Here is a 23,413-nt window from a genome sequence, read left to right as displayed (position 1 = left end):
ACCGGAGGCGAGGCTAATCTCCTGTTTCACCCCGCACTTTTTCTCACAACCTTCAACGTCCCGCCTCGAATTTGAGTATTATTGAGCGATAAAGTCGTGAAGGGATCCTCTATGAAGCAAATTCGAATGCTAGCCCAGTACTACGTCGACCTGATGATGAAGCTTGGGCTGGTGCGTTTCTCCATGCTGCTGGCGCTGGCGCTGGTCGTTCTGGCGATTGTCGTGCAGATGGCCGTTACGATGGTTCTGCATGGTCAGGTCGAGAGTATCGACGTTATCCGCTCTATCTTCTTCGGCCTGCTCATTACCCCCTGGGCGGTCTATTTCCTTTCCGTGGTGGTCGAACAGCTGGAGGAGTCCCGTCAGCGCTTATCAAAACTGGTCGATAAGCTGGAGGAGATGCGCGAGCGCGACCTGAAGCTCAACGTTCAGCTTAAAGACAACATTGCTCAGTTGAATCAGGAAATTTCAGATCGTGAGAAGGCGGAGGCAGAGCGTCAGGCCACGCTGGAACAGCTGAAAATCGAAATGAAAGAGCGCGAGGTGACGCAGATCCAGCTTGAGCAGCAATCCTCCTTCCTGCGTTCGTTCCTGGATGCTTCGCCGGATCTGGTATTCTACCGTAACGAAGATAAAGAATTTTCAGGCTGTAACCGCGCGATGGAGCTCCTGACCGGGAAAAGCGAGAAGCAGCTGATTCACCTCAAGCCGCAGGACGTTTACTCCGAAGAGGCGGCCGCCAAGGTCATGGAGACGGACGAAAAAGTGTTCCGCCATAACGTCTCGCTGACCTACGAACAGTGGCTGGATTACCCGGACGGGCGCAAAGCCTGCTTTGAGATCCGTAAGGTGCCGTACTATGACCGCGTCGGGAAGCGCCACGGCCTGATGGGCTTCGGCCGTGATATTACCGAGCGTAAGCGCTATCAGGATGCACTGGAGCGCGCCAGCCGCGACAAGACCACCTTCATCTCCACCATCAGCCATGAGCTTCGTACGCCGCTTAACGGCATTGTGGGGCTGAGCCGCATTCTGCTGGACACCGACCTGACCGCAGAGCAGGAAAAATACCTCAAAACGATTCACGTCTCGGCGGTCACGCTGGGTAATATCTTCAACGATATTATTGACATGGATAAGATGGAACGCCGAAAGGTTCAGCTTGATAATCAGCCGGTTGATTTCACCAGCTTCCTTGCCGATCTGGAAAACTTGTCTGGTCTGCAGGCCCAGCAGAAGGGGCTGAATTTTGTCATGGATCCCACCCTGCCGCTGCCGCATAAAGTGATTACCGACGGCACGCGCCTGCGTCAGATCCTGTGGAACCTCATCAGCAACGCGGTGAAATTTACCCAGAAGGGGCAGGTGGCGGTGCGTATTCGCTATGACGACGGCGACATGCTGCACTTCGAGGTGGAGGACTCCGGGATTGGTATTCCGCAGGAGGAGCAGGACAAGATTTTCGCGATGTACTACCAGGTGAAGGACAGCAACGGCGGAAAACCGGCCACTGGTACCGGAATCGGCCTGGCGGTGTCTAAGCGGCTGGCGAAGAGCATGGGCGGTGACATCACCGTTGCCAGCCAGGCGGGCAAAGGGTCAACCTTCACGCTGACGGTGCATGCGCCGGCGGTGGCGGAAGAGGTAGAGGATACCTTTGAAAACGACGATATGCCGCTGCCTGCGCTGCACGTCCTGCTGGTGGAGGATATTGAGCTTAACGTGATTGTAGCGCGCTCGGTGCTGGAAAAACTGGGCAACAGCGTGGATGTCGCGATGACCGGTAAAGCCGCGCTGGAAATGTTTACACCGGGTGAATATGACCTCGTTCTGCTGGATATCCAGTTGCCGGATATGACCGGGCTGGATATCTCGCGTGAACTGACGCGTCAGTACGCGGCTGATGAACTGCCGCCGCTGGTGGCGCTGACGGCGAACGTGCTGAAAGATAAAAAAGAGTACCTCGACGCCGGTATGGACGATGTACTCAGCAAGCCTCTGGCGGTGCCTGCTCTGACCGCCATGATCAAGAAGTTCTGGGATACCCACGATGATGAGGAGAGCACCATGACGTCTGTTGATAGCGCAAAAGCCCAAACGATACTCGATACCGCGATGCTGGAGCAGTATATCGATCTGGTCGGCCCGAAACTGATTACCGACGGCCTCGCGGTGTTTGAAAAAATGATGCCGGGTTATCTGAGCGTGCTGGAGTCAAACCTGACGGCGCGTGACCAGAAGGGCATCGTGGAAGAAGGGCATAAAATCAAAGGCGCAGCCGGCTCGGTCGGGTTACGCCACCTGCAGCAGCTGGGTCAACAGATTCAGTCGCCTGATTTACCAGCTTGGGAAGATAACGTTGGTGATTGGGTTGAAGAGATGAAACAAGAGTGGCAGAACGATGTTGCGGTGCTTAAAGCCTGGGTGGATGCCAGAAAAAAATGACCCCGGCTAGACCGGGGTGCGCGAATACTGCGCCAACACCAGGGAAATCGTGGCTGCGCCTGTTTTTTAAAGTAATTTTCTAATGGGCGCCGCCGTAAAAATTTAGGCCGCACGCAGATAAGATAGCAAATCTTAAATGGTTTGTTACATGAATCAGTGAAATGTGTGAAGCATAGCGTTTTAATCAAAATTATTAATGTGCTTCAGCGAGTTGCAAAGAAGGATCGTCAAGATGAAAAAAATTGGTGTTGTCCTGAGCGGATGCGGTGTTTTTGATGGTTCAGAAATACATGAAGCCGTAATCACGCTGCTGGCCCTGACAAAACAGGGAGCAGAGGTTATCTGTTTTGCGCCCGACAAAAATCAGTCGGATGTGATTAACCATCTGACCGGCGAGCCGATGGCCGAAACGCGTAACGTGCTGATTGAAGCCGCGCGTATTGCCCGGGGAGAGATTCATCCGCTGGCGCAGGCAGATGCCGCTGAACTGGATGCGCTCATTGTGCCGGGCGGCTTCGGCGCCGCGAAAAATCTCAGCACCTTTGCTGCTGAGGGTGCCGCATGCACGGTGGACCCTGATCTCAAAGCGCTGACGCTGGCGATGCATGCCGCGGGCAAGCCGCTGGGCTTTATCTGTATTGCACCGGCCATGCTGCCAAATATTTTCGATTTTCCGTTACGGCTGACGATCGGAACCGATATTGATACCGCAGAGGTCGTCGAGGATATGGGGGGCGAACACGTTCCGTGCCCGGTCGATGACATTGTGGTGGATGAAGACAACAAAGTTGTCACCACGCCCGCGTATATGCTGGCGAAGAATATTGCGGAAGCCGCCGTGGGCATTGAAAAGCTGGTCGCCCGAGTGCTGGTGCTGACGGAATGAGGCGTCAGTCTTCCGCAGGCGCATGGGTGAAACGCCTTCTTTTACGCATCGTTCTCGTCCTGGCGGTGTTCTGGGGGGGCGGCCTGGCCGTGTTCAGCATTTTGCCGGTACCGTTTTCAGCGGTCATGGTTGAGCGCCAGCTTAGCGCGTGGTTCTCCGGTGATTTCGGCTATGTTGCCCATTCTGACTGGGTGAGCATGGATGAAATTTCTCCGTTCATGGGGCTGGCGGTTATCGCGGCGGAAGACCAGAAATTCCCGGAGCACTGGGGGTTCGATGTGGCTGCGATTGAAAAGGCGCTGGCCCATAACGAACGTCACGAAAACCGCGTGCGCGGTGCGTCAACGCTGTCGCAGCAGACGGCTAAAAACCTGTTCCTGTGGGATGGCCGAAGCTGGGTGCGAAAAGGGCTGGAAGCGGGCCTGACCCTGGGAATGGAAACGGTCTGGAGCAAAAAGCGTATTCTGACCGTTTACCTTAATATCGCCGAGTTCGGCGACGGGGTATTTGGTGTCGAAGCTGCATCACAACGCTATTTTAATAAACCTGCCAGCAGGCTGAGCATGTCGGAGGCGGCGCTGCTCGCGGCTGTTCTGCCTAATCCTGTCCGCTTCAAGGCCAGCGCCCCGTCAGGGTACGTGCGAAGCCGTCAGGCGTGGATCATGCGCCAGATGCGCCAGCTGGGTGGGGAAGGATTTATGGAGAGAAATGCGTTAATGTAGGGCGGGTAAGCGCAGCGCCACCCGCCAGAATAGCAGGCCTAATCTTCGTCGAACCCGGCGTTAAACAGCGCAACTACCGCTGCCAGAGCTTCCTCTTCCTGAGGACCGGTGGCTTCAACCTCAATCTGACGCCCTTTGGCGGAGTCCAGCATCAGCAGCGCAATCACGCTGTTGGCTTCCGCTTCGGTGCCTTCGTCATTACGCAGCAGCACTTCTGCATCGAAACCCTGCATCAGCTCAAACAGCTTCATCGCCGGGCGTGCATGCATGCCCAGCTTATTGGTGATCTCAACGGTTTGTTTTACTGTCATGTTTTACGTTTTTCCAGCGTGCGATGACGGGACTGAACGTTCTTACCGCGCGAGCGGAAATAGTCGGCCAGCTGTTCGGCGATGTAGACCGAACGATGTTTACCGCCGGTACAGCCAATCGCCACCGTCAGGTAGCTACGATTGTTTGTCTCCAGCATAGGTAACCATAGCTCAAGGTAGCTTCGCGTCTGGTAGATAAAATTGTGAACTTCAGTGTGTCGGTCGAGGAACGCCGCCACGGGCTTATCCAGACCGGTCATTGGACGCAGTTTGGGATCCCAGTGCGGGTTCGGCAGGAAGCGCACGTCGAAAACATAGTCCGCATCAATCGGAATACCGTGCTTAAAGCCGAAGGATTCGAACACCATCGTCAGCTCGCGCTCGCGTTTACCCAGCAGCCGGGTTCGCAGCATTTCCGCCAGCTCGTGAACGGACATCTCTGAGGTGTCGACAATCAGATCGGCACGTGAGCGCAGCGGCTCAAGCAGATCGCTCTCTTCGTCGATGGCGCTCTCCAGCGAGAGATTCTTGCTGGAAAGCGGGTGCAGACGACGGGTGTCGCTGTAGCGGCGGATCAGGGTATTGCGGTCGGCATCAAGGAACAGCAGCTGAGGCGAGAACGCGTCAGGCAGGTTACTCATTGCCTGTTCGAAGATCTCTGGCGATTCCGGCATGTTACGAACGTCGATACTGACGGCGGCGGAGGTTTGTCTCTCCGCTAACGTGCGTGCCAGATCGGGCAATAACACGACCGGCAGGTTATCGACGCAGTAAAAACCCATGTCTTCCAGCGCGCGCAGGGCAACGGATTTCCCCGACCCTGAACGACCGCTGACAATCATCAGCACCATGTTCCGTTTCTCCTCAGGACAACAGATGTGAAGGCCATCACCTGGTTATGCGTCATCCTGATTGCCTTCTGCTTCAGTGATAATTTGATAAAGCTCTTCATCACTTTGGGCTGAGCGCAGTCGACGGCAGATGGTTTTATCCGCCAGACGTTTAGCAACCAGCGAAAGCGTATGCAGGTGGGTCTTGGTCTGGTCGGCAGGCACCAACAGCGCGAAGAGGAGATCGACGGGCTGGTTATCAATGGCGTCAAAAGCGATTGGGGTTTCCAGCTGCACAAACACACCGACGGCACGCAGGGTGTCCTCTTCCAGCTTGCCGTGCGGGATCGCGATGCCGTTGCCGATACCGGTACTGCCCATCTTTTCACGGGTCAGAATGGCTTCGAACACCACCTGCGGCGGCAGGCCCAGCTGTTTTGCAGCTAATTCACTGATGATCTCCAGCGCACGTTTTTTGCTCTGGCAGTGAACGGCACTGCGGGTACATTCCTGGTTAAGGACATTGCTCAGTTGAAGAGCGGAATCGTTGTTCATCATAATTTCACCTAAGCGCTAACTGTACAAATGGCCCGTTGTGTTTCACAACAGGCCGTCCTGCACCCGTTAACTGCCCGGACAATTAGTGTTGTTTCAGTTTATCTTTATGTTTATTGAGCTGTCGCGCAAGCTTGTCAATCAAGCCGTCGATAGCCGCGTACATGTCTTGCCCTTCCGCACTGGCATGGAGTTCACCCCCGTTAACATGCAGGGTTGCATCCGAGATATGAGTCACTTTCTCCACTTTTAACACAACGTAGACCTGATTGATCCTTTCGAAATACTGCTCGAGTTTCGCGAACTTAGCGTTCACGAAGTCACGTAAAGCCTCAGTAATCTCGACGTTATGTCCTGTGATATTGAGCTGCATAGTGTCTTCCTTATCGGTTGTGTCAGACCAGCTGTTTACGCTGGTTAGACGGCGGAATGGATAAAGACTCTCGATACTTCGCAACAGTACGACGTGCCACCATAATACCCTGATCGGACAGCATGGTGGTCAACTTACTGTCACTTAGTGGCTTCGCGGGATTCTCCGCGGCGATCAACTTCTTCACCAGGGCGCGAATCGCCGTTGAGGAGGCTTCGCCGCCACCCTCGGTGTTCACGTGGCTGGAGAAGAAATACTTAAGCTCAAAAATACCGCGCGGACTGTGCAGATACTTCTGCGTAGTAACGCGGGAAATAGTGGATTCATGCATCTCGACGGCCTGGGCGATATCCGCCAGCACCATCGGCTTCATATACTCTTCGCCCTGCTCAAAGAAGGCCTGCTGCTGTTCGACGATGCAGCGGCTCACGCGAAGCAGGGTATCATTCCGGCTCTCCAGGCTCTTGATCAACCATCGCGCTTCCTGAAGATTGCTGCGAATATATTGATTGTCGGAGTCGTTGCGCGCGCTGGTACACATGGAGGCGTACTGCTGGTTGATTTGCAGGCGAGGGATGCTGTCAGAGTTCAGTTCAACGACCCAGCGGTCATTGTGTTTTCTGACCAGCACGTCCGGGATAACGTACTCGGGTTCGCTGGTCTGGATCGACTGACCGGGACGCGGATCGAGGGACTGGATCAGATTTACCGCCTCTTTCAGCACCTCTTCCTTCAGGCGCGTCACGCGCATCAGGGTGCGGAAATCGTGGTTAGCCAGAAGATCCAGATGATCGCTGATGATTAAGCGTGCCTCGTCGAGCCACGGCGTCTCTTTGCTGAACTGAGAAAGCTGGATCAGCAGACAGTCGCGCAGGTCTTTAGCGGCCACCCCGACCGGATCGAAGCGCTGAATGCGTTTCAGTACCGCTTCAATCTCCTCAATCTCAATCTCTTCATCGCCCATGCTTTCCAGAATGTCGTCCAGCGTGACGGTCAAATAACCGGTGTCATCAACGGCGTCGACAATCGACGTGGCAATAGCGCGGTCGGTATCGGAGAAGGGGGTAAGCTCTACCTGCCACATCAGGTAATCCTGCAGCGACTGGGTGGTTTCGCCCTGGTAGACCGGTAGCTCGTCGTCCTGGTAGTCTGCACGCGTGCCGGAAGGGGTCCCGGCGGTATAGATTTCATCCCAGCTGGCATCCAGCGGAAGCTCGTCCGGCATCTCTTTTTGTTCGAGTGCATCCGCGGTGTCGAGCGCTTCTGTGTCCTGTGACTGCTGGGTATCTACCTCATCATGAAGATCGGCTTGCTCCAGCAGGGGATTGCTGTCCAGCGCCTGCTGGAGCTCCTGCTGGAGTTCTAAGGTGGACAGTTGCAACAGACGAATTGCCTGCTGTAACTGCGGCGTCATCGCCAGCTGTTGGCTGAGCCTTAATTGCAAACCTTGCTTCATGTTCAGAGCATTTTTCTCCGGTTCGGCGTTACGTTACCTCTACCCTATCAGAGTCTGAAGTCTTCCCCAAGATAGACGCGCTTAACATGATCGTCTTCGAGGATCTGCTGCGGCGTACCGTGAGCGATCAGATTGCCCTGGCTCACGATATACGCGCGTTCACATACCGCCAGCGTTTCACGAACGTTGTGGTCGGTGATCAGCACGCCAAGTCCGCTGTCACGCAGATGCTCGATAATGCGTTTAATGTCGATAACGGAGATCGGGTCAACGCCCGCAAACGGTTCATCCAGAAGGATAAACTTCGGATTGGCGGCCAGCGCGCGCGCAATCTCAACACGACGGCGTTCCCCCCCGGACAAGGCCTGGCCCAGGCTGTCGCGCAGGTGTTCGATATGAAACTCTTCCATCAGCTCGTTGGCGCGATCCTGACGCTGTTCGTTGGTCAGGTCGTCGCGAATTTGCAGGACCGCCATCAGGTTATCAAAGACGCTCAGACGACGGAAAATAGAGGCTTCCTGCGGCAGATAGCCGATGCCACGGCGCGCGCGAGCGTGCAGCGGCAGCAGGCTGATATCTTCATCGTCAATAATAATGTTGCCGGCATCGCGCGGCACAATGCCAACCACCATGTAGAAGGTGGTGGTTTTACCCGCACCGTTCGGGCCAAGCAGGCCCACAATTTCGCCGGAGTTGACGGTCAGACTGACATCTTCTACGACACGGCGTCCCTTATAGGCCTTCGCGAGATTTTTTGCAGTTAATGTTGCCATAGCGAATTAGTTACTCTTCTTTTGTGCCGGGGCCTGGCCCTTGCCTTTGTCCTGCAGCTGCGACGGAACCAGCACGGTGGTTACGCGTTTGCCTTTCTCGCTGGAGGCCTGCATTTTTTGCTCTTTCACCAGATAGGTAATCTGGTCACCGGTAATATTGCTGTCCAGCTGTTCCAGATACGCGTTTCCGGTCAGGATGACCAGGTCCTTCGCCAGCTCATAGTGCATATGCGAGGCGTGGCCCTTCACCGGCTTGCCGTTGTCCTGCATCTGGTAGAAGGTGGCCGGGTTGCCGTAACCATCAATGATCTCTTTGCCCTGCTCGCCGCCCGGACGGGTAACGACCACTTTATCGGCGTTAATTTTGATAGTCCCCTGAGTCATGACGACGTTACCCGTGAAGGTGACGACGTTACCCTGCATATCGAGAGACTGAGTGTCGGACTCGATATGGATCGGCTGGTCGGTATCGCCCGTTACAGCAAGCGCAGGGAGACTGGCCGCCAGCATCGCGCTGGCGATAATTACTTTAAGGCTGAGTTTGTTTGTTTTGAATTTCATAGGAGGTTCTAACCTTTTCAATCAGCTCGGCGTTCTTGCTGCGTAAGTTCCCGCGCATTCTTAAACCGCTGGAATTAAATGTTGTGCCATACAGTGTGACCAGATCCTGCGACGTCACGTCCTGGGTTACCAGGTTGATCTGGGCATTATCCGTCGTAATTTTTCGCAGTTGCGAGTCAGCGGTCAGGGCGTTGACTTCAACGTGGCCATACAGATAAAGCATACGATCATTTGTCAGTTTGGCCCGATCTGACTTAATTGACCACGTCGGCACTTTGTCTTTATCGAAAGTGGTCATGACAGGTTGGGTAAACCACGAAACGCCGTCATCGGAAAAGTATTCAACGTGCTGGGCAATCAGGCGATAATTCAGCGCACCTTCCGGGCTATAGACCACGGTGTCACTGTGATCGCTTTTATAGGTTGGATCGTTATTGTTGACGACTTCCGTTTGCGTATCGTCGCGATCGGCAAGGTTCACGCCAATCAATACCAGTGCGACAAGCGAAAGCAGAATGATAACCCAACGTCTGGTTTTACTCATATCGATTGCCCTTTGGCTTCATCAAGCTTGCCCTGCGCCAGCAGAAGCAGATCGCAGACTTCACGGACGGCACCCCGGCCACCGTTGATGTGGGTAACGTAGTCAGCGCGCGGGATCAACAGCGGATGAGCATCAGCAACCGCGATGCTGAGACCGACTTCAGCCATCACCGGCCAGTCAATCAGGTCGTCCCCGACGTAGGCCACGTTTTCCGGTGCGATAGCCAGTTTACCCAGTAAATCATTGAACGCTGCCATCTTATCGGATTGACCCTGGTAAAGATGGGTAATGCCTAAGGTTTCACAGCGGTCTTCTACCAGTTTAGCTTTTCGTCCGGTGATGATAGCAACCTCGATACCCGAGGTGAGCGCACAGCGGATACCGTAGCCGTCGCGAACGTTAAACGCTTTCAGCTCTTCACCATTATTGCCCATGTAAATCAGGCCATCGGAAAGTACGCCATCCACATCCAGAATGAGCAGACGAATATTTTCAGCCTTTGCCATCATCTGGGTACTGACCGGACCATAACAGGTTGCAAGGGATGCACCCGCATTACTCATTGTCTTATCCTTTATTACACTACGCCAGCGCGCAGCAGATCATGCATATGTACCACACCCAGCAACTGGTCGCCATCGGCAACCATAACGGAGGTGATATGGCGGGACTGCATCAGGTTCAGCACATCCACGGCCAGCGTTCCCGGACGCACGCGAATGCCGCCGGGCGTCATCACATCGGCAATGCCGAGCGTGCGGACATCTACACCCATGTCGAACACGCGACGCAGGTCGCCATCGGTGAAGATCCCCTGAATTTTCATCAGATCGTCGCACACGACCGTCATACCCAAATTCTTACGGGTGATTTCCAGCAGCGCATCACGCAGGGAGGCTTCTTTGCTGACGTGAGGGATCTCATCCCCGGTGTGCATAATATCGTTTACCCGCAGCAGCAGCTTGCGCCCCAGCGCGCCGCCCGGATGGGAGAGCGCGAAATCTTCCGGCGTAAAACCGCGGGCTTCAAGCAGCGCGACGGCAAGCGCATCGCCCATGACCAGCGCGGCGGTGGTGCTGGATGTTGGCGCCAGGCCGAGCGGGCAGGCCTCTTTCGGTACTTTAACGCACAGATGAATATCGGCTGCACGCGCCATGCTACTTTCCGGACGGCTGGTCATGCAAATCAGCGGCACCTGCAGACGCTTCAGTACGGGGATCAATGCCAGAATTTCATTGGACTCACCGGAGTTGGACAGCGCGATAACGACATCTTGCGGCGTGACCATCCCCAGGTCGCCGTGCGCGGCTTCCCCCGGGTGTACAAAGAAGGACGAGGTTCCGGTGCTGGCAAACGTTGCCGCCATTTTGCGCCCAATGTGGCCGGACTTGCCCATCCCCATCACCACGACTTTCCCGGCACAGTAGAATATCTTCTCACATGCCAGACTAAAATCCTGATTAATGTACTGATCTAACTGCGCCAGACCTTCACGTTCAATCTCCAGAACCTCTTTGCCTGCTTTCTGAAAGTCAAAACCCGGCTGCAATTCTATTTGCGACATAATGCGTTTCCGTTTACCCAGAGAGAAGAGGCGAGAGCCAGTACAGCATCGCCATCCATACGATAAATCCACCCGTCAGCAGTGCGCCTGCGCCTTTGCCGATCTGGCGTTGCCGCCGCCAGCAGAGCAGGGCAAATATCACGCTGACCAGCAACATCACCCCGTAATCGCGTGAAAACGCCAGAGGATTAAACGGCCCCGGCGTAATCAGAGCCGGCAGGCCCATGACAATCGCGATATTAAATATGTTGGAGCCGATGATATTACCAATGGCGATGTCATCTTCCCCTTTACGCGCCCCCGCAATGGCGGTGGCCAGCTCCGGCAGGCTGGTGCCGATAGCAATAACCGTCAGGCCAATCGTCAGTTCGCTCATGGCGAAATAGTTCGCCAGTACCGTCGCGTTATCCACGACCATGCGCGTTGCCATCGGCATAATGATCAGCGCAACGCCAAGCCAGAGGAGGGCGACCGGCAGCGTGCCTTCCCGCGGGAGTTCGGCAACCTGTTCACGCGTCAGGCTATCCTGACCCTGTTTTTCCGCCTGGCGGGCAATTTTAACACTATACAGTAACCAGATGACGGCCAGCGCCAGCAGGAAAATGCCGTCGCTATAGCTCAATACGCCATCATAAAATACGCACCCTGCCAGCAGGCTTACGACTAACATTAGCGGCAATTCACGGCGCAGAACATCAGAATGCACGCGAAATGGATGGAGCAGTGCCGCAAGGCCCAAAATCAGTAATATATTGACGATGTTAGAGCCAATCGCGGTGCCAATTGCCAGGTCTAACTGACCATGCAGCGACGCCGAGACGGAGACGATGATTTCAGGAAGTGACGTGCCAACGCTGACCACGGTCATCCCGATGACTACAGGCGGTACACCCGTCAGGCGACACAGGATAGATGCAGCAAAGACTAAACGGTCAGCACTGTAGACCACTAACAGTAAACCAATGATTAACAGTGCTGTTGCTAAAAGCATCAAAAGTCCTTTCTTCAGGTATACTTGTCGGTCCATCGCGCGGGAATGGCTGGACTGCATACGGTCTGAGGCGTAACGAATTCCTAATTTTGACTTTATGCGCCGGAAAAGTAAAACAAATGCCAGCTTTCGCTAACCTCAACGGCTAATATTCTGTAAAAATGCGGGGTTAAGGGCTGATTCAGGCTGCACGTCTTAACGTGAGCAGGGTAAGAAAGGAACTATAAATGAGCCAAACGATGGCGAATATCGTCGATGTCCGCGGTGTGAGTTTTTCTCGCGGCAATCGACTGATATTCGATGATATTTCGTTGACCGTACCGCGTGGCAAAATCACCGCCATCATGGGGCCGTCCGGGATCGGTAAAACGACCCTCCTGCGCCTTATTGGTGGTCAGATCCCACCGGATAGCGGTGAAATCCTCTTCGATGGCGAAAACGTCCCGGAGATGTCGCGCTCGCGCCTGTATACTGTCCGCAAACGTATGAGTATGCTCTTTCAGTCGGGGGCGTTGTTCACCGACATGAACGTCTTTGATAACGTGGCCTATCCGCTGCGCGAGCATACCAGCCTGCCGCCTGAGCTGCTGAAAAGCACGGTGATGATGAAGCTTGAAGCTGTGGGGTTGCGGGGAGCCGCGAAGCTAATGCCTTCGGAACTGTCCGGCGGGATGGCGCGCCGCGCCGCGCTGGCGCGAGCCATTGCATTAGAGCCCGATTTAATCATGTTCGACGAACCGTTCGTCGGGCAGGATCCCATCACGATGGGCGTGCTGGTAAAGCTCATCTCTGAACTGAACAGCGCGCTCGGCGTCACCTGTATCGTGGTGTCTCACGATGTACCGGAAGTGTTGAGCATTGCCGATTACGCCTATATCGTGGCGGACAAAAAGATCGTTGCACACGGCAGCGCCCAGGCGCTGCAGGAAAATTGCGATCCACGCGTGCGGCAGTTCCTCGACGGTATTGCTGACGGACCCGTACCGTTCCGCTACCCGGCGGGCGATTATCGTGACGATTTACTGGGAATAGGGAGTTAAGCCACTCATGCTGTTAAATGCGTTGGCCGCTCTCGGACACCGTGGCATAAAAACCATCAGGACGTTCGGGCGTGCCGGATTGATGTTATTCAACGCGCTGGTCGGCAAGCCGGAGTTTAGCAAGCACGCCCCTCTGCTGGTGCGTCAGCTTTATAATGTCGGCGTACTGTCGATGCTCATCATTATTGTTTCCGGTCTGTTTATCGGCATGGTGCTTGGGCTGCAGGGCTACCTTGTTCTGACAACCTACAGTGCGGAAACCAGCCTCGGAATGCTGGTGGCGCTTTCGCTGCTGCGCGAATTGGGTCCGGTTGTGGCGGCACTGCTGTTTGCCGGACGCGCTGGGTCGGCATTAACGGCTGAGATTGGCCTGATGCGTGCGACCGAGCAGCTATCCAGCATGGAAATGATGGCGGTCGATCCGCTGCGTCGCGTGATCTCGCCGCGTTTCTGGGCGGGGGTGATCTCGCTCCCGCTACTGACTATTCTGTTTGTCGCCGTGGGGATCTGGGGCGGTTCGCTGGTTGGGGTCCACTGGAAAGGCATCGATGCCGGCTTCTTCTGGTCCGCGATGCAGGACGCCATCGACCTGCGAATGGATCTGGTTAACTGCCTGATTAAAAGCGTGGTGTTTGCCATTACGGTCACCTGGATTGCATTGTTCAATGGTTACGATGCTATCCCGACGTCGGCGGGCATTAGCCGTGCAACTACACGTACTGTCGTACATTCGTCGCTGGCCGTACTGGGCCTGGATTTTGTGCTCACCGCACTGATGTTTGGGAATTGAGTTCATGCAAACGAGAAAAAATGAAATTTGGGTCGGCGTTTTCCTACTGCTGGCGCTGCTGGCGGCGCTGTTTATCTGCCTGAGAGCGGCTGATATTACGTCTGTGCGCACCGAGCCGACGTATCGCATCTATGCCACGTTCGATAACATCGGCGGGCTGAAGGCGCGTTCACCGGTCCGCATTGGCGGTGTGGTGATCGGCCGCGTATCTGACATTACGCTCGATGAGAAAACGTATCTGCCGCGCGTCGCGATGGATATCGAAGAACGTTACAACCACATTCCGGACACCAGCTCCCTTTCTATCCGTACTTCCGGCCTGCTGGGTGAACAATATCTGGCACTTAACGTCGGCTTTGAAGATCCTGAGCTGGGAACGACTATCCTTAAAGACGGTAGCGTTATCCAGGATACGAAGTCCGCGATGGTGCTGGAGGACATGATTGGTCAGTTCCTTTACAACAGTAAAGGGGATGATAAAAAGTCTGACGATGCCCCTGCGCAGAGTGAAGACCATACCAACGTTGCGCCGACCCCTGGTGCTGCGAATTAATTCAGGAGAAGTCATTCATGTTTAAACGACTGTTAATGGTTGCCATGCTGGTCATTGCCCCTCTCACTGCGGCACATGCTGCGGATCAGAGCAACCCGTACAAACTGATGGACGAAGCTGCGAAGAAAACCTTCGACCGTCTCAAAAACGAACAGCCAAAAATTCGCGCGAATCCTGACTATCTGCGTGACGTGGTTGACCAGGAACTGCTGCCGTATGTGCAGATCAAATATGCGGGAGCGCTGGTGCTGGGCCGCTATTACAAAGACGCCACCCCGGCGCAGCGTGAGGCCTATTTTGCCGCATTCCGTGAATACCTGAAGCAGGCGTATGGTCAGGCGCTGGCGATGTACCACGGTCAGACCTATCAGATCGCCCCGGAGCAGCCGCTGGGTGATGCGACCATCGTGCCTATTCGCGTAACGATCATCGATCCTAACGGCCGTCCGCCGGTGCGCCTGGATTTCCAGTGGCGTAAAAATAGCCAGACCGGCCACTGGCAGGCGTATGACATGATCGCCGAAGGGGTGAGCATGATCACCACCAAGCAGAACGAGTGGAGCGACCTGCTGCGCACCAAGGGCATTGATGGCCTGACCGCACAGCTGCAGTCCATTGCTCGTCAGAAAATTACCCTGGACGAGAAGAAGTAATGTCGCAGCAACTCCGCTGGTCGCGTGAAGGTAAGACGTTAAGGCTGTCCGGTGAGCTGGACCAGGATCTGCTGAACCCACTGTGGGATAAACGCCAGGAAGCGATGCAGGGCGTGACGCTTATCGACTTAACCGACGTCACGCGGGTGGATACGGCAGGCGTTGCGCTGCTCGCCCATCTGGTTGCCGTGGGCAAAAAGCAGGGAACAAGCGTCATGCTTCATGGCGCGAGTGACAATGTCGTTACCCTTGCGCAACTCTACAATCTGCCTCAGGACATACTGCCTCGTTAATATTTTCAGTGCGTTACTTCCGAAAGCCCTGACAGTTTCATCGTCGGGGCTTTTTGCTTGTTTAAGACGACGCCACTTTGCTCTAAGATGTTGGGCTTGTTTTCACTATCAGATGATTAAGAGCCCATGGAAAATCATGAAATCCAGACAGTGCTGATGAATGCACTCTCCCTTCAGGAAGCCCACGTCACTGGCGATGGCAGTCACTTCCAGGTTATTGCTGTGGGTGAGATGTTCGACGGTATGAGCCGTGTGAAGAAGCAGCAGGCTGTGTACGCGCCGCTGATGGAATATATTGCGGATAACCGCATCCACGCCCTGTCGATTAAAGCGTTCACCCCGCAAGAGTGGGCACGCGATCGCAAACTAAACGGTTTTTGAGCTGAGGGCGACAGGCCCGCAGCACGGTTGAATTTATAAGAGAGCACACAATGGATAAATTTCGTGTACAGGGGCCAACGCGTCTCCAGGGCGAAGTCACAATTTCTGGCGCGAAGAACGCCGCGCTGCCAATCCTCTTTGCTGCGCTGCTCGCGGAAGAGCCGGTAGAAATTCAGAACGTACCGAAGCTGAAAGATATCGACACGACCATGAAGTTGCTCACCCAGTTGGGCACTAAAGTTGAGCGCAACGGTTCCGTCTGGATCGACGCCAGCAACGTGAACAACTTCTCTGCGCCTTACGATCTGGTGAAAACCATGCGTGCATCTATCTGGGCGCTTGGCCCGCTGGTGGCACGTTTCGGTCAGGGTCAGGTTTCGCTGCCGGGTGGTTGCGCCATCGGCGCGCGTCCGGTTGACCTGCATATCTTTGGCCTGGAGAAACTGGGCGCAGAGATCAAGCTGGAAGAGGGTTACGTTAAGGCCTCCGTCAACGGTCGTCTGAAAGGCGCGCACATTGTCATGGACAAAGTGAGCGTAGGCGCTACCGTCACCATCATGTCTGCTGCAACGCTGGCAGAAGGTACCACCATCATCGAAAACGCCGCGCGCGAACCGGAGATCGTGGATACCGCCAATTTCCTCGTGGCGCTGGGCGCGAAGATTTCCGGCCAGGGTACTGACCGCATCACCATTGAAGGCGTTGAGCGTCTGGGCGGTGGTGTGTATCGCGTTCTGCCGGACCGTATCGAAACCGGCACCTTCCTGGTGGCTGCGGCGATCTCTGGCGGTAAGATTGTCTGCCGTAATGCACAGCCAGACACTCTGGATGCCGTTCTGGCGAAGCTGCGTGAAGCGGGTGCCGATGTTGAAACCGGTGAAGACTGGATCAGCCTCGACATGCACGGCAAGCGTCCTAAAGCGGTGACCGTGCGTACGGCTCCGCATCCGGCATTCCCGACCGATATGCAGGCACAGTTCACTCTGCTGAACCTGGTTGCCGAAGGAACCGGTGTGATTACCGAGACGATTTTCGAAAACCGTTTTATGCACGTACCTGAACTGATCCGTATGGGTGCACATGCTGAGATCGAAAGTAACACCGTGATTTGCCATGGCGTTGAGAAACTGTCCGGTGCTCAGGTAATGGCAACGGATCTGCGTGCGTCTGCAAGCCTGGTGCTGGCGGGCTGTATCGCGGAAGGCACAACGGTGGTGGATCGTATTTATCACATCGATCGTGGCTATGAACGTATTGAAGACAAACTGCGCGCGCTGGGTGCCAATATCGAGCGTGTGAAGGGCGAGTAATCGTTCCGGCAGCCCCCTGCCAGAAATGACCGGGGGGTTGCTATTCCTGTCAAAAAAACCGTTATCCCTGCGGTTCTGTTTTTGCTTTTCTCTGGCGCATCATGCGCGTTCTGTCGATAAATTCATGAGTAACAGGATCGTGATAACGTGAAGGCCAGATCACCCACGGGTGCGTCTCCAGCGCCGTCGCGATAATCAATTCTCCCTTTGGCCAGGGGCGGGTCAGGGCGTTGGCCAGGGTGGAAGAACTCAGACCATGGCGGCGGGACTCTGCTGCAAGTGACGTACCTCTTTTGCGCAGTGCCGCAATGATATCTGCCGTATGCCAGTCGATAAATTTCGTATCCATAACGCTGTCCTTAAGTTCGGATTCACCTACGCCGTTTCTTCTGAAACGACTGGCTTACTATACTCATTTCGACTTCTTGTTCTAAAAAGTTCGCGTTACTTGAAGGGATATTCAGAATAAGACATGGCTTTATTCATGCGGGCTTTAACCCGATTCATTTACATGAATGTGGAATTTACTGGTGCGTTTTTGAACCTCCCCGCGATGGATACGGGGAGGTGGGGGCAAGATTAACGGTCGCGTTGAACAGCGATGTGGGCAAGACCAATCAGGGCATCGCGCCATGGGCTGTCTGGAATAACCTGGAGAGCTTCGATGGCTTTGTCAGCCTCTTCTTCAGCACGCTGACGCGTCCATTCCAGCGAGCCGCAGATGGCCATCGTTTCCAGTACAGGTTCCAGAAGATGGCGGCCATTTCCCTGTTCGATCGCCTCACGGATCATTTTCGCCTGGTCGGCCGTTCCGTTACGCATCGCGTGAAGCAGCGGCAGGGTCGGTTTGCCTTCGTTCAGGTCATCGCCAACGTTTTTGCCGAGCGTTTCGCCGTCCGCGCTGTAGTCCAGCAAATCATCAATCAGCTGGAAGGCAGTACCCAGATAGCGCCCATAATCCTGCAATCCTTTTTCCTGCGCCTCGGAACAGCCAGCCAGGATGCCGGAACACTGGGCGGCCGCTTCAAACAGGCGCGCTGTTTTGCTGTAGATAACGCGCATGTAGTTTTCTTCGGTGATATCGGGGTCATTGACGTTCATCAGCTGCAGCACTTCGCCTTCAGCGATGACGTTGACGGCTTCGGACATCACCTCGAGCACTTTCAGAGAGCCCAGGCTGGTCATCATCTGGAAGGCGCGGGTATAGATAAAGTCCCCGACCAGAACGCTGGCGGCGTTCCCGAAGGCAGCGTTTGCCGTGGCCTTGCCACGACGCATATCGGATTCATCCACAACATCGTCATGCAGAAGCGTCGCGGTGTGAATAAATTCGATCAGCGCGGCGATCGTCACGTGGGCATTTCCCTGATAGCCAACGGCTCTGGCAGCCAGAATGGCAATCATCGGGCGAATGCGTTTACCGCCGCCGCTGACAATGTAATAGCCCAACTGATTGATCAGCTGAACGTCAGAGTTGAGTTGCTCCAGGATTGCTGCATTTACACCCGCCATATCTTGCGCGGTTAACTCGTTGATTTTTTCTAAATTCATCGCAAAAGCCGGGCTTTTTATCCTGTTGATCCCATCTTCAATGGGGTAACGAAGGGTTTCGGTTTATCAATAGTAGTGCTGATTGTACTGAAAAAACGGCTCAGATAAACGTTACCGTACGTGTTGTGTTTTTTTTCTTCATGTATTGACGGTAGCACTTGTCAAAGGCTCGCGTTTTGCGTAATATTCGCGCCCTATTGTGAATATTTATAGCGCACTCTGATTCATACGAGGACGTGCGCGGAAGCGGAGTTTATATGTACGCGGTTTTCCAAAGTGGTGGTAAACAACACCGAGTAAGCGAAGGTCAGACCGTTCGCCTGGAAAAGCTGGACATCGCAACTGGCGAATCTGTTGAGTTCGCAGAAGTTCTGATGATCGCAAACGGTGAAGAAGTCAAAATCGGCGTTCCTTTCGTTGATGGCGGCGTTATCAAAGCTGAAGTTGTTGCACACGGTCGTGGCGAGAAAGTTAAAATCGTTAAGTTTCGTCGTCGTAAACACTACCGTAAGCAGCAGGGCCACCGTCAGTGGTTCACTGATGTGAAAATTACTGGCATCAGCGCCTAAGACCTGAGGAGAGATTTAAATGGCACATAAAAAGGCTGGCGGCTCCACACGTAACGGTCGCGATTCAGAAGCTAAACGCCTGGGCGTTAAGCGTTTCGGTGGCGAATCCGTTCTGGCGGGTAGCATCATCGTTCGTCAACGTGGTACCAAATTCCACGCTGGCAACAACGTAGGTTGCGGTCGTGACCACACTCTGTTTGCTAAAGCAGACGGTAAAGTGAAATTTGAAGTTAAAGGCCCGAACAACCGTAAATACATCAGCATCGTTGCTGAGTAAGGTTTTCTCGGTCCGGTAACGGATTAAAGCCCCGCAACGTGTTGCGGGGCTTTTTACATTGGAAACCCGGAAAATTTTCTGTAGGGAAAACGGGCATGAAGCAGCAGGCCGGCATTGGTATTCTTTTGGCGCTCACGACCGCAATGTGCTGGGGTGCGCTGCCAATTGCAATGAAGCAGGTACTGGAAGTGATGGAGCCGCCTACGGTGGTCTTTTATCGCTTTCTGATGGCAAGCATTGGTCTCGGGACCATCCTTGCAGTTAAAGGCAAGCTTCCACCGCTACGGCTCTTCCGCAAACCTCGATGGCTGGTGTTGCTGGCCATTGCGACGGGCGGTCTGTTCGGTAACTTTATCCTGTTCAGCTCTTCCCTGCAGTATTTGAGCCCTACGGCGTCTCAGGTGATTGGTCAGCTTTCGCCTGTCGGCATGATGGTCGCGAGCGTGTTCATCCTCAAAGAGAAGATGCGCGGGACGCAGATTATTGGGGCAAGCATGCTGCTATGCGGCCTGGTGATGTTCTTCAACACCAGCCTGATCGAGATTTTTACCCGGCTTACGGACTACACCTGGGGCGTGATCTTCGGCGTGGGTGCAGCAACGGTCTGGGTGAGCTATGGCGTCGCGCAAAAGGTGTTATTGCGTCGCCTGGCCTCACAGCAGATCCTTTTTTTGCTGTACACTTTGTGTACAGTGGCATTATTGCCGTTAGCGAAGCCGGGCGTCATTACCCAGCTGAGCGACTGGCAACTGGCGTGCCTCATTTTTTGTGGGCTTAACACGCTGGTCGGTTATGGCGCGCTGGCGGAAGCGATGGCGCGCTGGCAGGCAGCACAGGTGAGCGCATTGATCACGCTTACCCCGCTGTTTACGCTGTTATTTTCAGATTTGTTATCAATGGCCTGGCCCGATGTCTTCGTCAGACCGATGCTCAACCTGTTGGGCTATCTCGGTGCGTTTGTCGTGGTTGCGGGCGCGATGTATTCCGCCATTGGTCATCGTCTTTGGGGACGTTGGCGCAAAAATGAAGCGGTCGTAGTAGTCCCCCGCTCAGGCGAATGAGTTACGGAGAGTAAAATGAAGTTTGTTGATGAAGCGACGATTCTGGTCGTGGCAGGTGATGGCGGTAACGGTTGTGTAAGCTTCCGCCGTGAAAAATATATTCCTCGTGGCGGCCCTGACGGCGGTGACGGTGGCGATGGTGGTGACGTGTGGCTGGAGGCGGATGAAAACCTCAACACGCTGATCGACTACCGCTTTGAAAAATCCTTCCGCGCAGAACGCGGACAGAACGGCCAGAGCCGTGACTGTACCGGTAAACGCGGTAAAGACGTGACCATTAAGGTTCCGGTTGGTACGCGCGTTATCGATCAGGGCACCGGTGAAACCATGGGCGATATGACCAAACACGGTCAGCGCCTGATGGTCGCAAAAGGCGGCTGGCACGGTCTGGGTAACAGCCGTTTCAAATCTTCCGTTAACCGTACCCCGCGTCAGAAAACGATGGGTACGCCAGGCGATAAGCGTGACCTGCAGCTTGAACTGATGCTGCTGGCTGACGTGGGCATGCTGGGTATGCCAAACGCAGGTAAATCGACCTTTATTCGCGCCGTCTCTGCGGCCAAGCCAAAAGTAGCGGACTATCCGTTTACCACGCTGGTACCAAGCCTCGGCGTTGTCCGTATGGATAACGAAAAGAGCTTCGTCGTGGCTGATATCCCAGGCCTGATTGAAGGCGCTGCGGAAGGGGCTGGCCTGGGTATTCGCTTCCTGAAGCACCTTGAGCGTTGCCGCGTTCTGCTGCACCTCATCGACATCGATCCGATCGACGGTTCCGATCCGGTTGAAAACGCCCGTATCATTATCGGTGAGCTGGAAAAATACAGCGAAAAACTGGCGAGTAAGCCACGCTGGCTGGTCTTCAACAAGATCGACCTGATGGATAAAGCGGAAGCCGAAGCGAAAGCCAAAGCGATTGCCGAAGCAATGGGCTGGGAAGATAAATACTACCTTATCTCCGCGGCAAGTCAGGTTGGCGTGAAAGATCTCTGCTGGGATGTGATGACCTTCATCATCGAGAACCCTGTCGTTCAGGCTGAAGAAGCGAAACAGCCAGAAAAAGTCGAATTCATGTGGGATGACTACCACCGCCAGCAGCTCGAAGAGCTGGAAGCGGAAGAGGAAGACGACTGGGACGATGACTGGGATGAAGACGACGAAGAAGGCGTCGAGTTCATCTACAAGCACTAATGTCTGTCCAAAGCCCCCATCAGGGGGCTTTTTTCATTCCAGCGTTGAGGGCAGCCAGCAGCTTGCTATCAGGCCGCCTTCAGCACCATTCTCCAGCATCAGCTTACCGTGATGAAGCTGCAGGATGCGCTGTACGATACTCAGGCCAAGGCCGCTGCCGCCGTAACGCTGATCGAGGCGACGGAACGGCTCCGTGATCGACTGTCGATGCGCTTCGTCAATACCAGGCCCCTGATCGATAACGCTGAGCTGCGTACCGCCTTCGACCTCGGTAAGCGTCACGGTAATCGTGGTGCCTGTCGGGCTGTAGCGCCCGGCATTCTCCAGCAGGTTGCGCAGCATCAGCCGCAGCAGTACCGCGTCTCCCTGAACAGTGAGCGCGCTTTTAGCAGGCCAAATCACCGTATGCTCTTTGGCTTCATGCTCAAGACCAAGAGGCGTGATAATGGTGTCCGTCCAGTTGATGGTTTCATAGTGGCCGCTCGCCATTGCCTGTCCTGCACGGGCCAGCATCAGCAGTTGCTCTACGGTGTGCATTAGCTGGTCAATACGGCTGATGAGCGTCGTGGCCTGCGTAGAGCCTGACTGGGCCATGAGCTCCAGATGGAGCCTGATTCCGGCAAGAGGCGTTCGCAGTTCATGGGCGGCGTCAGCCGTGAAGAGACGCTCCTGCTGAATGGTACTGTCCAGCCTGGCGAGTAGCTGATTGAGCGAGGTGGTAACGGCGCCGATTTCTTCCATGTCGGAATACATAGGAAGTGGGGTTAGGTTATCCGCCGAACGGTTAGCCAGGCTCACGCGCAGTTTGTTCAGCGGTCGGGTTATCCAGGTGACCGCCCAGAACGAGAAAAACAACGTAAACCCAACCATCACCAGAGAAGGAACCAGCAGCGAGGCAATCGCTTCGCGGATCTCTTTCTCGACGTGGTTGTTACGCGATTTTGCCGACAGCGTTTCGTTCACCAGAAAGCCAATCTGCTCGCGGCTTTCGTGCCACAACCAAATGACGCTTATCAGCTGGAAAAATAACAGAATGACCGCCAGCAACACCATTAATCGCCGACGCATGCTGTTCATTTCTGGCTCTCCAGGCGGTAGCCAACGCCGCGGACGGTTTTAATCCGGTCTTTGCCGAGCTTACGACGCAGGTTGTGGATGTGGACTTCCAGGGTATTTGACCCCGGATCGTCCTGCCAGGAATAGATATCCTGCTGAAGGGTTTCTCTGTGTACCGTTTGTCCGCTTCGCATGATCAGACGCGTCAGCAAGGCGAACTCTTTTGGTGTGACTTCAACGGGCTGGGACTGGCGCAATACCTGCTGGGTTTGCAGATTCAGGGTAATGTCCCCGTCGGTTAGTAAGTTATCACTATGGCCCTGATAACGGCGTATTAACGCTCGCACCCGAGCCTGAAGTTCTGCAAGCGCAAAGGGCTTCACCAGATAATCATCGGCGCCAGCATCAAGGCCGGTAATACGATCTTCAATGGCGTCGCGTGCCGTCAGGATTAACACCGGATTGGCGATGCCCCGACGACGCCACTGGGTAAGCAGCGTCGCGCCGTCTTTGTCCGGCAAGCCCAGGTCAAGGATCACCAGGCTGTATTCGCCGCTCTGGATCAGGGCATCTGCTTCTGCCGCGGTGCCGGCACAGTCCAGGGCATAGCCTTCATTGGCGAGTCCCAGAGCCAGTCCTTCCTGTAATAACAGATCGTCTTCAACTATAAGTAGTTTCAT

General features: G+C 54.7%; 29 protein-coding genes. 14 read left to right on the top strand and 15 right to left on the bottom strand.

Annotated elements, in window-relative coordinates; translation table 11 throughout:
- Nucleotides 1-111 precede the first annotated feature (111 nt).
- From arcB to mtgA, 3 genes are all read left to right on the top strand, one after another.
- The gene (arcB, locus tag IM294_RS06680; protein WP_126817008.1) at nucleotides 112-2,445 is read left to right on the top strand and encodes an aerobic respiration two-component sensor histidine kinase ArcB; all 2,334 of its coding nucleotides are present in this window, start codon (nucleotides 112-114) and stop codon (nucleotides 2,443-2,445) included.
- Between the two features lie 232 nt (nucleotides 2,446-2,677).
- Nucleotides 2,678-3,331 (top strand): isoprenoid biosynthesis glyoxalase ElbB, encoded by a 654-nt coding sequence (elbB, locus tag IM294_RS06675; RefSeq protein ID WP_048960849.1) that lies wholly within the window; start codon nucleotides 2,678-2,680, stop codon nucleotides 3,329-3,331.
- Nucleotides 3,328-4,053 (top strand): monofunctional biosynthetic peptidoglycan transglycosylase, encoded by a 726-nt coding sequence (gene mtgA / locus IM294_RS06670; protein WP_126817009.1) that lies wholly within the window; start codon nucleotides 3,328-3,330, stop codon nucleotides 4,051-4,053. The genes elbB and mtgA overlap by 4 nt, the downstream gene beginning before the upstream one ends.
- Nucleotides 4,054-4,091: 38 nt before the next feature.
- Here the strand turns inward: mtgA and npr are convergent, their stop codons facing one another.
- From npr to IM294_RS06615, 11 genes are all read right to left on the bottom strand, one after another.
- Nucleotides 4,092-4,364, bottom strand: a complete 273-nt coding sequence (npr, locus tag IM294_RS06665) for a PTS phosphocarrier protein NPr (protein ID WP_025756690.1) — start codon at nucleotides 4,362-4,364, stop codon at nucleotides 4,092-4,094.
- The gene (rapZ, locus tag IM294_RS06660) at nucleotides 4,361-5,215 is read right to left on the bottom strand and encodes an RNase adapter RapZ (RefSeq protein WP_014885397.1); all 855 of its coding nucleotides are present in this window, start codon (nucleotides 5,213-5,215) and stop codon (nucleotides 4,361-4,363) included. Before rapZ ends, npr begins: the two co-directional genes overlap by 4 nt.
- Before the next feature lie 45 nt (nucleotides 5,216-5,260).
- Complete coding sequence (ptsN, locus tag IM294_RS06655) at nucleotides 5,261-5,752, bottom strand: PTS IIA-like nitrogen regulatory protein PtsN (RefSeq protein WP_008501443.1); 492 nt, start codon at nucleotides 5,750-5,752, stop codon at nucleotides 5,261-5,263.
- An 82-nt stretch (nucleotides 5,753-5,834) separates the two neighbouring features.
- The gene (gene hpf / locus IM294_RS06650; RefSeq protein WP_014171818.1) at nucleotides 5,835-6,122 is read right to left on the bottom strand and encodes a ribosome hibernation promoting factor; all 288 of its coding nucleotides are present in this window, start codon (nucleotides 6,120-6,122) and stop codon (nucleotides 5,835-5,837) included.
- Nucleotides 6,123-6,144: 22 nt separating this feature from the next.
- The gene (rpoN, locus tag IM294_RS06645) at nucleotides 6,145-7,578 is read right to left on the bottom strand and encodes an RNA polymerase factor sigma-54 (RefSeq protein WP_028014571.1); all 1,434 of its coding nucleotides are present in this window, start codon (nucleotides 7,576-7,578) and stop codon (nucleotides 6,145-6,147) included.
- A 47-nt stretch (nucleotides 7,579-7,625) separates the two neighbouring features.
- Nucleotides 7,626-8,351 (bottom strand): LPS export ABC transporter ATP-binding protein, encoded by a 726-nt coding sequence (lptB, locus tag IM294_RS06640; protein WP_028014570.1) that lies wholly within the window; start codon nucleotides 8,349-8,351, stop codon nucleotides 7,626-7,628.
- Between the two features lie 6 nt (nucleotides 8,352-8,357).
- Nucleotides 8,358-8,912 (bottom strand): lipopolysaccharide ABC transporter substrate-binding protein LptA, encoded by a 555-nt coding sequence (lptA, locus tag IM294_RS06635; RefSeq protein ID WP_028014569.1) that lies wholly within the window; start codon nucleotides 8,910-8,912, stop codon nucleotides 8,358-8,360.
- A complete protein-coding gene (lptC, locus tag IM294_RS06630) occupies nucleotides 8,881-9,456 on the bottom strand; it encodes an LPS export ABC transporter periplasmic protein LptC (protein WP_028014568.1) in 576 nt (191 codons plus the stop codon). Before lptC ends, lptA begins: the two co-directional genes overlap by 32 nt.
- Nucleotides 9,453-10,019, bottom strand: coding sequence for a 3-deoxy-manno-octulosonate-8-phosphatase KdsC (gene kdsC, locus IM294_RS06625; RefSeq protein WP_025756695.1), 567 nt, complete (start codon nucleotides 10,017-10,019; stop codon nucleotides 9,453-9,455). Before kdsC ends, lptC begins: the two co-directional genes overlap by 4 nt.
- A gap of 14 nt (nucleotides 10,020-10,033) precedes the next feature.
- The gene (kdsD, locus tag IM294_RS06620; RefSeq protein WP_028014567.1) at nucleotides 10,034-11,020 is read right to left on the bottom strand and encodes an arabinose-5-phosphate isomerase KdsD; all 987 of its coding nucleotides are present in this window, start codon (nucleotides 11,018-11,020) and stop codon (nucleotides 10,034-10,036) included.
- A 13-nt stretch (nucleotides 11,021-11,033) separates the two neighbouring features.
- Nucleotides 11,034-12,011 (bottom strand): calcium/sodium antiporter, encoded by a 978-nt coding sequence (locus IM294_RS06615; RefSeq protein ID WP_028014566.1) that lies wholly within the window; start codon nucleotides 12,009-12,011, stop codon nucleotides 11,034-11,036.
- A 227-nt stretch (nucleotides 12,012-12,238) separates the two neighbouring features.
- On the opposite strand from IM294_RS06615, the gene mlaF reads away from it, so the two are divergent.
- The 7 genes from mlaF to murA all read left to right on the top strand — a co-directional run bounded on the left by mlaF (nucleotide 12,239) and on the right by murA (nucleotide 17,031).
- On the top strand, nucleotides 12,239-13,051 hold the full coding sequence (gene mlaF, locus IM294_RS06610; RefSeq protein WP_028014565.1) for a phospholipid ABC transporter ATP-binding protein MlaF: 813 nt from the start codon (nucleotides 12,239-12,241) through the stop codon (nucleotides 13,049-13,051).
- Nucleotides 13,052-13,058: 7 nt separating this feature from the next.
- The gene (gene mlaE / locus IM294_RS06605; RefSeq protein ID WP_028014564.1) at nucleotides 13,059-13,841 is read left to right on the top strand and encodes a lipid asymmetry maintenance ABC transporter permease subunit MlaE; all 783 of its coding nucleotides are present in this window, start codon (nucleotides 13,059-13,061) and stop codon (nucleotides 13,839-13,841) included.
- Nucleotides 13,842-13,845: 4 nt separating this feature from the next.
- Entirely contained in the window at nucleotides 13,846-14,394 is a 549-nt protein-coding gene (mlaD, locus tag IM294_RS06600) for an outer membrane lipid asymmetry maintenance protein MlaD (RefSeq protein ID WP_041911946.1), read from the top strand.
- A gap of 17 nt (nucleotides 14,395-14,411) precedes the next feature.
- Complete coding sequence (gene mlaC, locus IM294_RS06595; protein ID WP_028014562.1) at nucleotides 14,412-15,047, top strand: phospholipid-binding protein MlaC; 636 nt, start codon at nucleotides 14,412-14,414, stop codon at nucleotides 15,045-15,047.
- Nucleotides 15,047-15,340 (top strand): lipid asymmetry maintenance protein MlaB, encoded by a 294-nt coding sequence (mlaB, locus tag IM294_RS06590; RefSeq protein ID WP_126817010.1) that lies wholly within the window; start codon nucleotides 15,047-15,049, stop codon nucleotides 15,338-15,340. Before mlaC ends, mlaB begins: the two co-directional genes overlap by 1 nt.
- Before the next feature lie 126 nt (nucleotides 15,341-15,466).
- Complete coding sequence (gene ibaG, locus IM294_RS06585) at nucleotides 15,467-15,721, top strand: BolA family iron metabolism protein IbaG (protein WP_008501458.1); 255 nt, start codon at nucleotides 15,467-15,469, stop codon at nucleotides 15,719-15,721.
- 50 nt (nucleotides 15,722-15,771) lie between these two features.
- The gene (murA, locus tag IM294_RS06580) at nucleotides 15,772-17,031 is read left to right on the top strand and encodes a UDP-N-acetylglucosamine 1-carboxyvinyltransferase (RefSeq protein ID WP_028014560.1); all 1,260 of its coding nucleotides are present in this window, start codon (nucleotides 15,772-15,774) and stop codon (nucleotides 17,029-17,031) included.
- Nucleotides 17,032-17,092: 61 nt separating this feature from the next.
- Here the strand turns inward: murA and sfsB are convergent, their stop codons facing one another.
- Together sfsB and ispB are read right to left on the bottom strand one after the other, a co-directional pair.
- On the bottom strand, nucleotides 17,093-17,380 hold the full coding sequence (gene sfsB / locus IM294_RS06575) for a DNA-binding transcriptional regulator SfsB (protein ID WP_028014559.1): 288 nt from the start codon (nucleotides 17,378-17,380) through the stop codon (nucleotides 17,093-17,095).
- A gap of 230 nt (nucleotides 17,381-17,610) precedes the next feature.
- Nucleotides 17,611-18,582 carry an octaprenyl diphosphate synthase gene (ispB, locus tag IM294_RS06570; protein ID WP_028014558.1) on the bottom strand — a complete coding sequence of 324 codons (972 nt, stop codon included), beginning with the start codon at nucleotides 18,580-18,582 and terminating at the stop codon, nucleotides 17,611-17,613.
- Nucleotides 18,583-18,839: 257 nt separating this feature from the next.
- Between ispB and rplU the strand changes: the two genes are divergently transcribed.
- From rplU to cgtA, 4 genes are all read left to right on the top strand, one after another.
- The gene (gene rplU / locus IM294_RS06565; protein ID WP_003025032.1) at nucleotides 18,840-19,151 is read left to right on the top strand and encodes a 50S ribosomal protein L21; all 312 of its coding nucleotides are present in this window, start codon (nucleotides 18,840-18,842) and stop codon (nucleotides 19,149-19,151) included.
- Nucleotides 19,152-19,170: 19 nt separating this feature from the next.
- Nucleotides 19,171-19,428: a 50S ribosomal protein L27 gene (gene rpmA / locus IM294_RS06560; RefSeq protein ID WP_004385076.1), complete on the top strand. Its 258-nt coding sequence runs from the start codon at nucleotides 19,171-19,173 to the stop codon at nucleotides 19,426-19,428.
- 95 nt (nucleotides 19,429-19,523) lie between these two features.
- The gene (locus IM294_RS06555; protein ID WP_028014557.1) at nucleotides 19,524-20,489 is read left to right on the top strand and encodes a DMT family transporter; all 966 of its coding nucleotides are present in this window, start codon (nucleotides 19,524-19,526) and stop codon (nucleotides 20,487-20,489) included.
- Nucleotides 20,490-20,504: 15 nt separating this feature from the next.
- Nucleotides 20,505-21,677, top strand: a complete 1,173-nt coding sequence (gene cgtA / locus IM294_RS06550; protein WP_014885381.1) for an Obg family GTPase CgtA — start codon at nucleotides 20,505-20,507, stop codon at nucleotides 21,675-21,677.
- A gap of 33 nt (nucleotides 21,678-21,710) precedes the next feature.
- Here cgtA and pmrB read toward each other — a convergent pair whose 3' ends face one another.
- Nucleotides 21,711-22,754, bottom strand: a complete 1,044-nt coding sequence (gene pmrB / locus IM294_RS06545; protein WP_041907874.1) for a two-component system sensor histidine kinase PmrB — start codon at nucleotides 22,752-22,754, stop codon at nucleotides 21,711-21,713.
- Complete coding sequence (gene pmrA / locus IM294_RS06540) at nucleotides 22,751-23,413, bottom strand: two-component system response regulator PmrA (protein ID WP_028014555.1); 663 nt, start codon at nucleotides 23,411-23,413, stop codon at nucleotides 22,751-22,753. The genes pmrB and pmrA overlap by 4 nt, the downstream gene beginning before the upstream one ends.

It is taken from the genome of Enterobacter cloacae complex sp. P43RS (assembly GCF_014930585.1).
Classification (GTDB): domain Bacteria; phylum Pseudomonadota; class Gammaproteobacteria; order Enterobacterales; family Enterobacteriaceae; genus Enterobacter; species Enterobacter bugandensis.
The sequence above is the reverse complement of the archived record's forward strand: the minus strand, read 5'-3'. Positions and strand labels throughout refer to the sequence as shown.

Excerpts from the sequence above, each read along its gene's own strand:
- arcB (WP_126817008.1), top strand. The coding sequence starts at position 112 with ATGAAGCAAATTCGAATGCTAGCCCAGTACTACGTCGACCTGATGATG.
- elbB (WP_048960849.1), top strand. The coding sequence starts at position 2,678 with ATGAAAAAAATTGGTGTTGTCCTGAGCGGATGCGGTGTTTTTGATGGT.
- mtgA (WP_126817009.1), top strand. The coding sequence starts at position 3,328 with ATGAGGCGTCAGTCTTCCGCAGGCGCATGGGTGAAACGCCTTCTTTTA.
- npr (WP_025756690.1), bottom strand. The coding sequence starts at position 4,364 with ATGACAGTAAAACAAACCGTTGAGATCACCAATAAGCTGGGCATGCAT.
- rapZ (WP_014885397.1), bottom strand. The coding sequence starts at position 5,215 with ATGGTGCTGATGATTGTCAGCGGTCGTTCAGGGTCGGGGAAATCCGTT.
- ptsN (WP_008501443.1), bottom strand. The coding sequence starts at position 5,752 with ATGATGAACAACGATTCCGCTCTTCAACTGAGCAATGTCCTTAACCAG.
- hpf (WP_014171818.1), bottom strand. The coding sequence starts at position 6,122 with ATGCAGCTCAATATCACAGGACATAACGTCGAGATTACTGAGGCTTTA.
- rpoN (WP_028014571.1), bottom strand. The coding sequence starts at position 7,578 with ATGAAGCAAGGTTTGCAATTAAGGCTCAGCCAACAGCTGGCGATGACG.
- lptB (WP_028014570.1), bottom strand. The coding sequence starts at position 8,351 with ATGGCAACATTAACTGCAAAAAATCTCGCGAAGGCCTATAAGGGACGC.
- lptA (WP_028014569.1), bottom strand. The coding sequence starts at position 8,912 with ATGAAATTCAAAACAAACAAACTCAGCCTTAAAGTAATTATCGCCAGC.
- lptC (WP_028014568.1), bottom strand. The coding sequence starts at position 9,456 with ATGAGTAAAACCAGACGTTGGGTTATCATTCTGCTTTCGCTTGTCGCA.
- kdsC (WP_025756695.1), bottom strand. The coding sequence starts at position 10,019 with ATGAGTAATGCGGGTGCATCCCTTGCAACCTGTTATGGTCCGGTCAGT.
- kdsD (WP_028014567.1), bottom strand. The coding sequence starts at position 11,020 with ATGTCGCAAATAGAATTGCAGCCGGGTTTTGACTTTCAGAAAGCAGGC.
- IM294_RS06615 (WP_028014566.1), bottom strand. The coding sequence starts at position 12,011 with ATGCTTTTAGCAACAGCACTGTTAATCATTGGTTTACTGTTAGTGGTC.
- mlaF (WP_028014565.1), top strand. The coding sequence starts at position 12,239 with ATGAGCCAAACGATGGCGAATATCGTCGATGTCCGCGGTGTGAGTTTT.
- mlaE (WP_028014564.1), top strand. The coding sequence starts at position 13,059 with ATGCTGTTAAATGCGTTGGCCGCTCTCGGACACCGTGGCATAAAAACC.
- mlaD (WP_041911946.1), top strand. The coding sequence starts at position 13,846 with ATGCAAACGAGAAAAAATGAAATTTGGGTCGGCGTTTTCCTACTGCTG.
- mlaC (WP_028014562.1), top strand. The coding sequence starts at position 14,412 with ATGTTTAAACGACTGTTAATGGTTGCCATGCTGGTCATTGCCCCTCTC.
- mlaB (WP_126817010.1), top strand. The coding sequence starts at position 15,047 with ATGTCGCAGCAACTCCGCTGGTCGCGTGAAGGTAAGACGTTAAGGCTG.
- ibaG (WP_008501458.1), top strand. The coding sequence starts at position 15,467 with ATGGAAAATCATGAAATCCAGACAGTGCTGATGAATGCACTCTCCCTT.
- murA (WP_028014560.1), top strand. The coding sequence starts at position 15,772 with ATGGATAAATTTCGTGTACAGGGGCCAACGCGTCTCCAGGGCGAAGTC.
- sfsB (WP_028014559.1), bottom strand. The coding sequence starts at position 17,380 with ATGGATACGAAATTTATCGACTGGCATACGGCAGATATCATTGCGGCA.
- ispB (WP_028014558.1), bottom strand. The coding sequence starts at position 18,582 with ATGAATTTAGAAAAAATCAACGAGTTAACCGCGCAAGATATGGCGGGT.
- rplU (WP_003025032.1), top strand. The coding sequence starts at position 18,840 with ATGTACGCGGTTTTCCAAAGTGGTGGTAAACAACACCGAGTAAGCGAA.
- rpmA (WP_004385076.1), top strand. The coding sequence starts at position 19,171 with ATGGCACATAAAAAGGCTGGCGGCTCCACACGTAACGGTCGCGATTCA.
- IM294_RS06555 (WP_028014557.1), top strand. The coding sequence starts at position 19,524 with ATGAAGCAGCAGGCCGGCATTGGTATTCTTTTGGCGCTCACGACCGCA.
- cgtA (WP_014885381.1), top strand. The coding sequence starts at position 20,505 with ATGAAGTTTGTTGATGAAGCGACGATTCTGGTCGTGGCAGGTGATGGC.
- pmrB (WP_041907874.1), bottom strand. The coding sequence starts at position 22,754 with ATGAACAGCATGCGTCGGCGATTAATGGTGTTGCTGGCGGTCATTCTG.
- pmrA (WP_028014555.1), bottom strand. The coding sequence starts at position 23,413 with ATGAAACTACTTATAGTTGAAGACGATCTGTTATTACAGGAAGGACTG.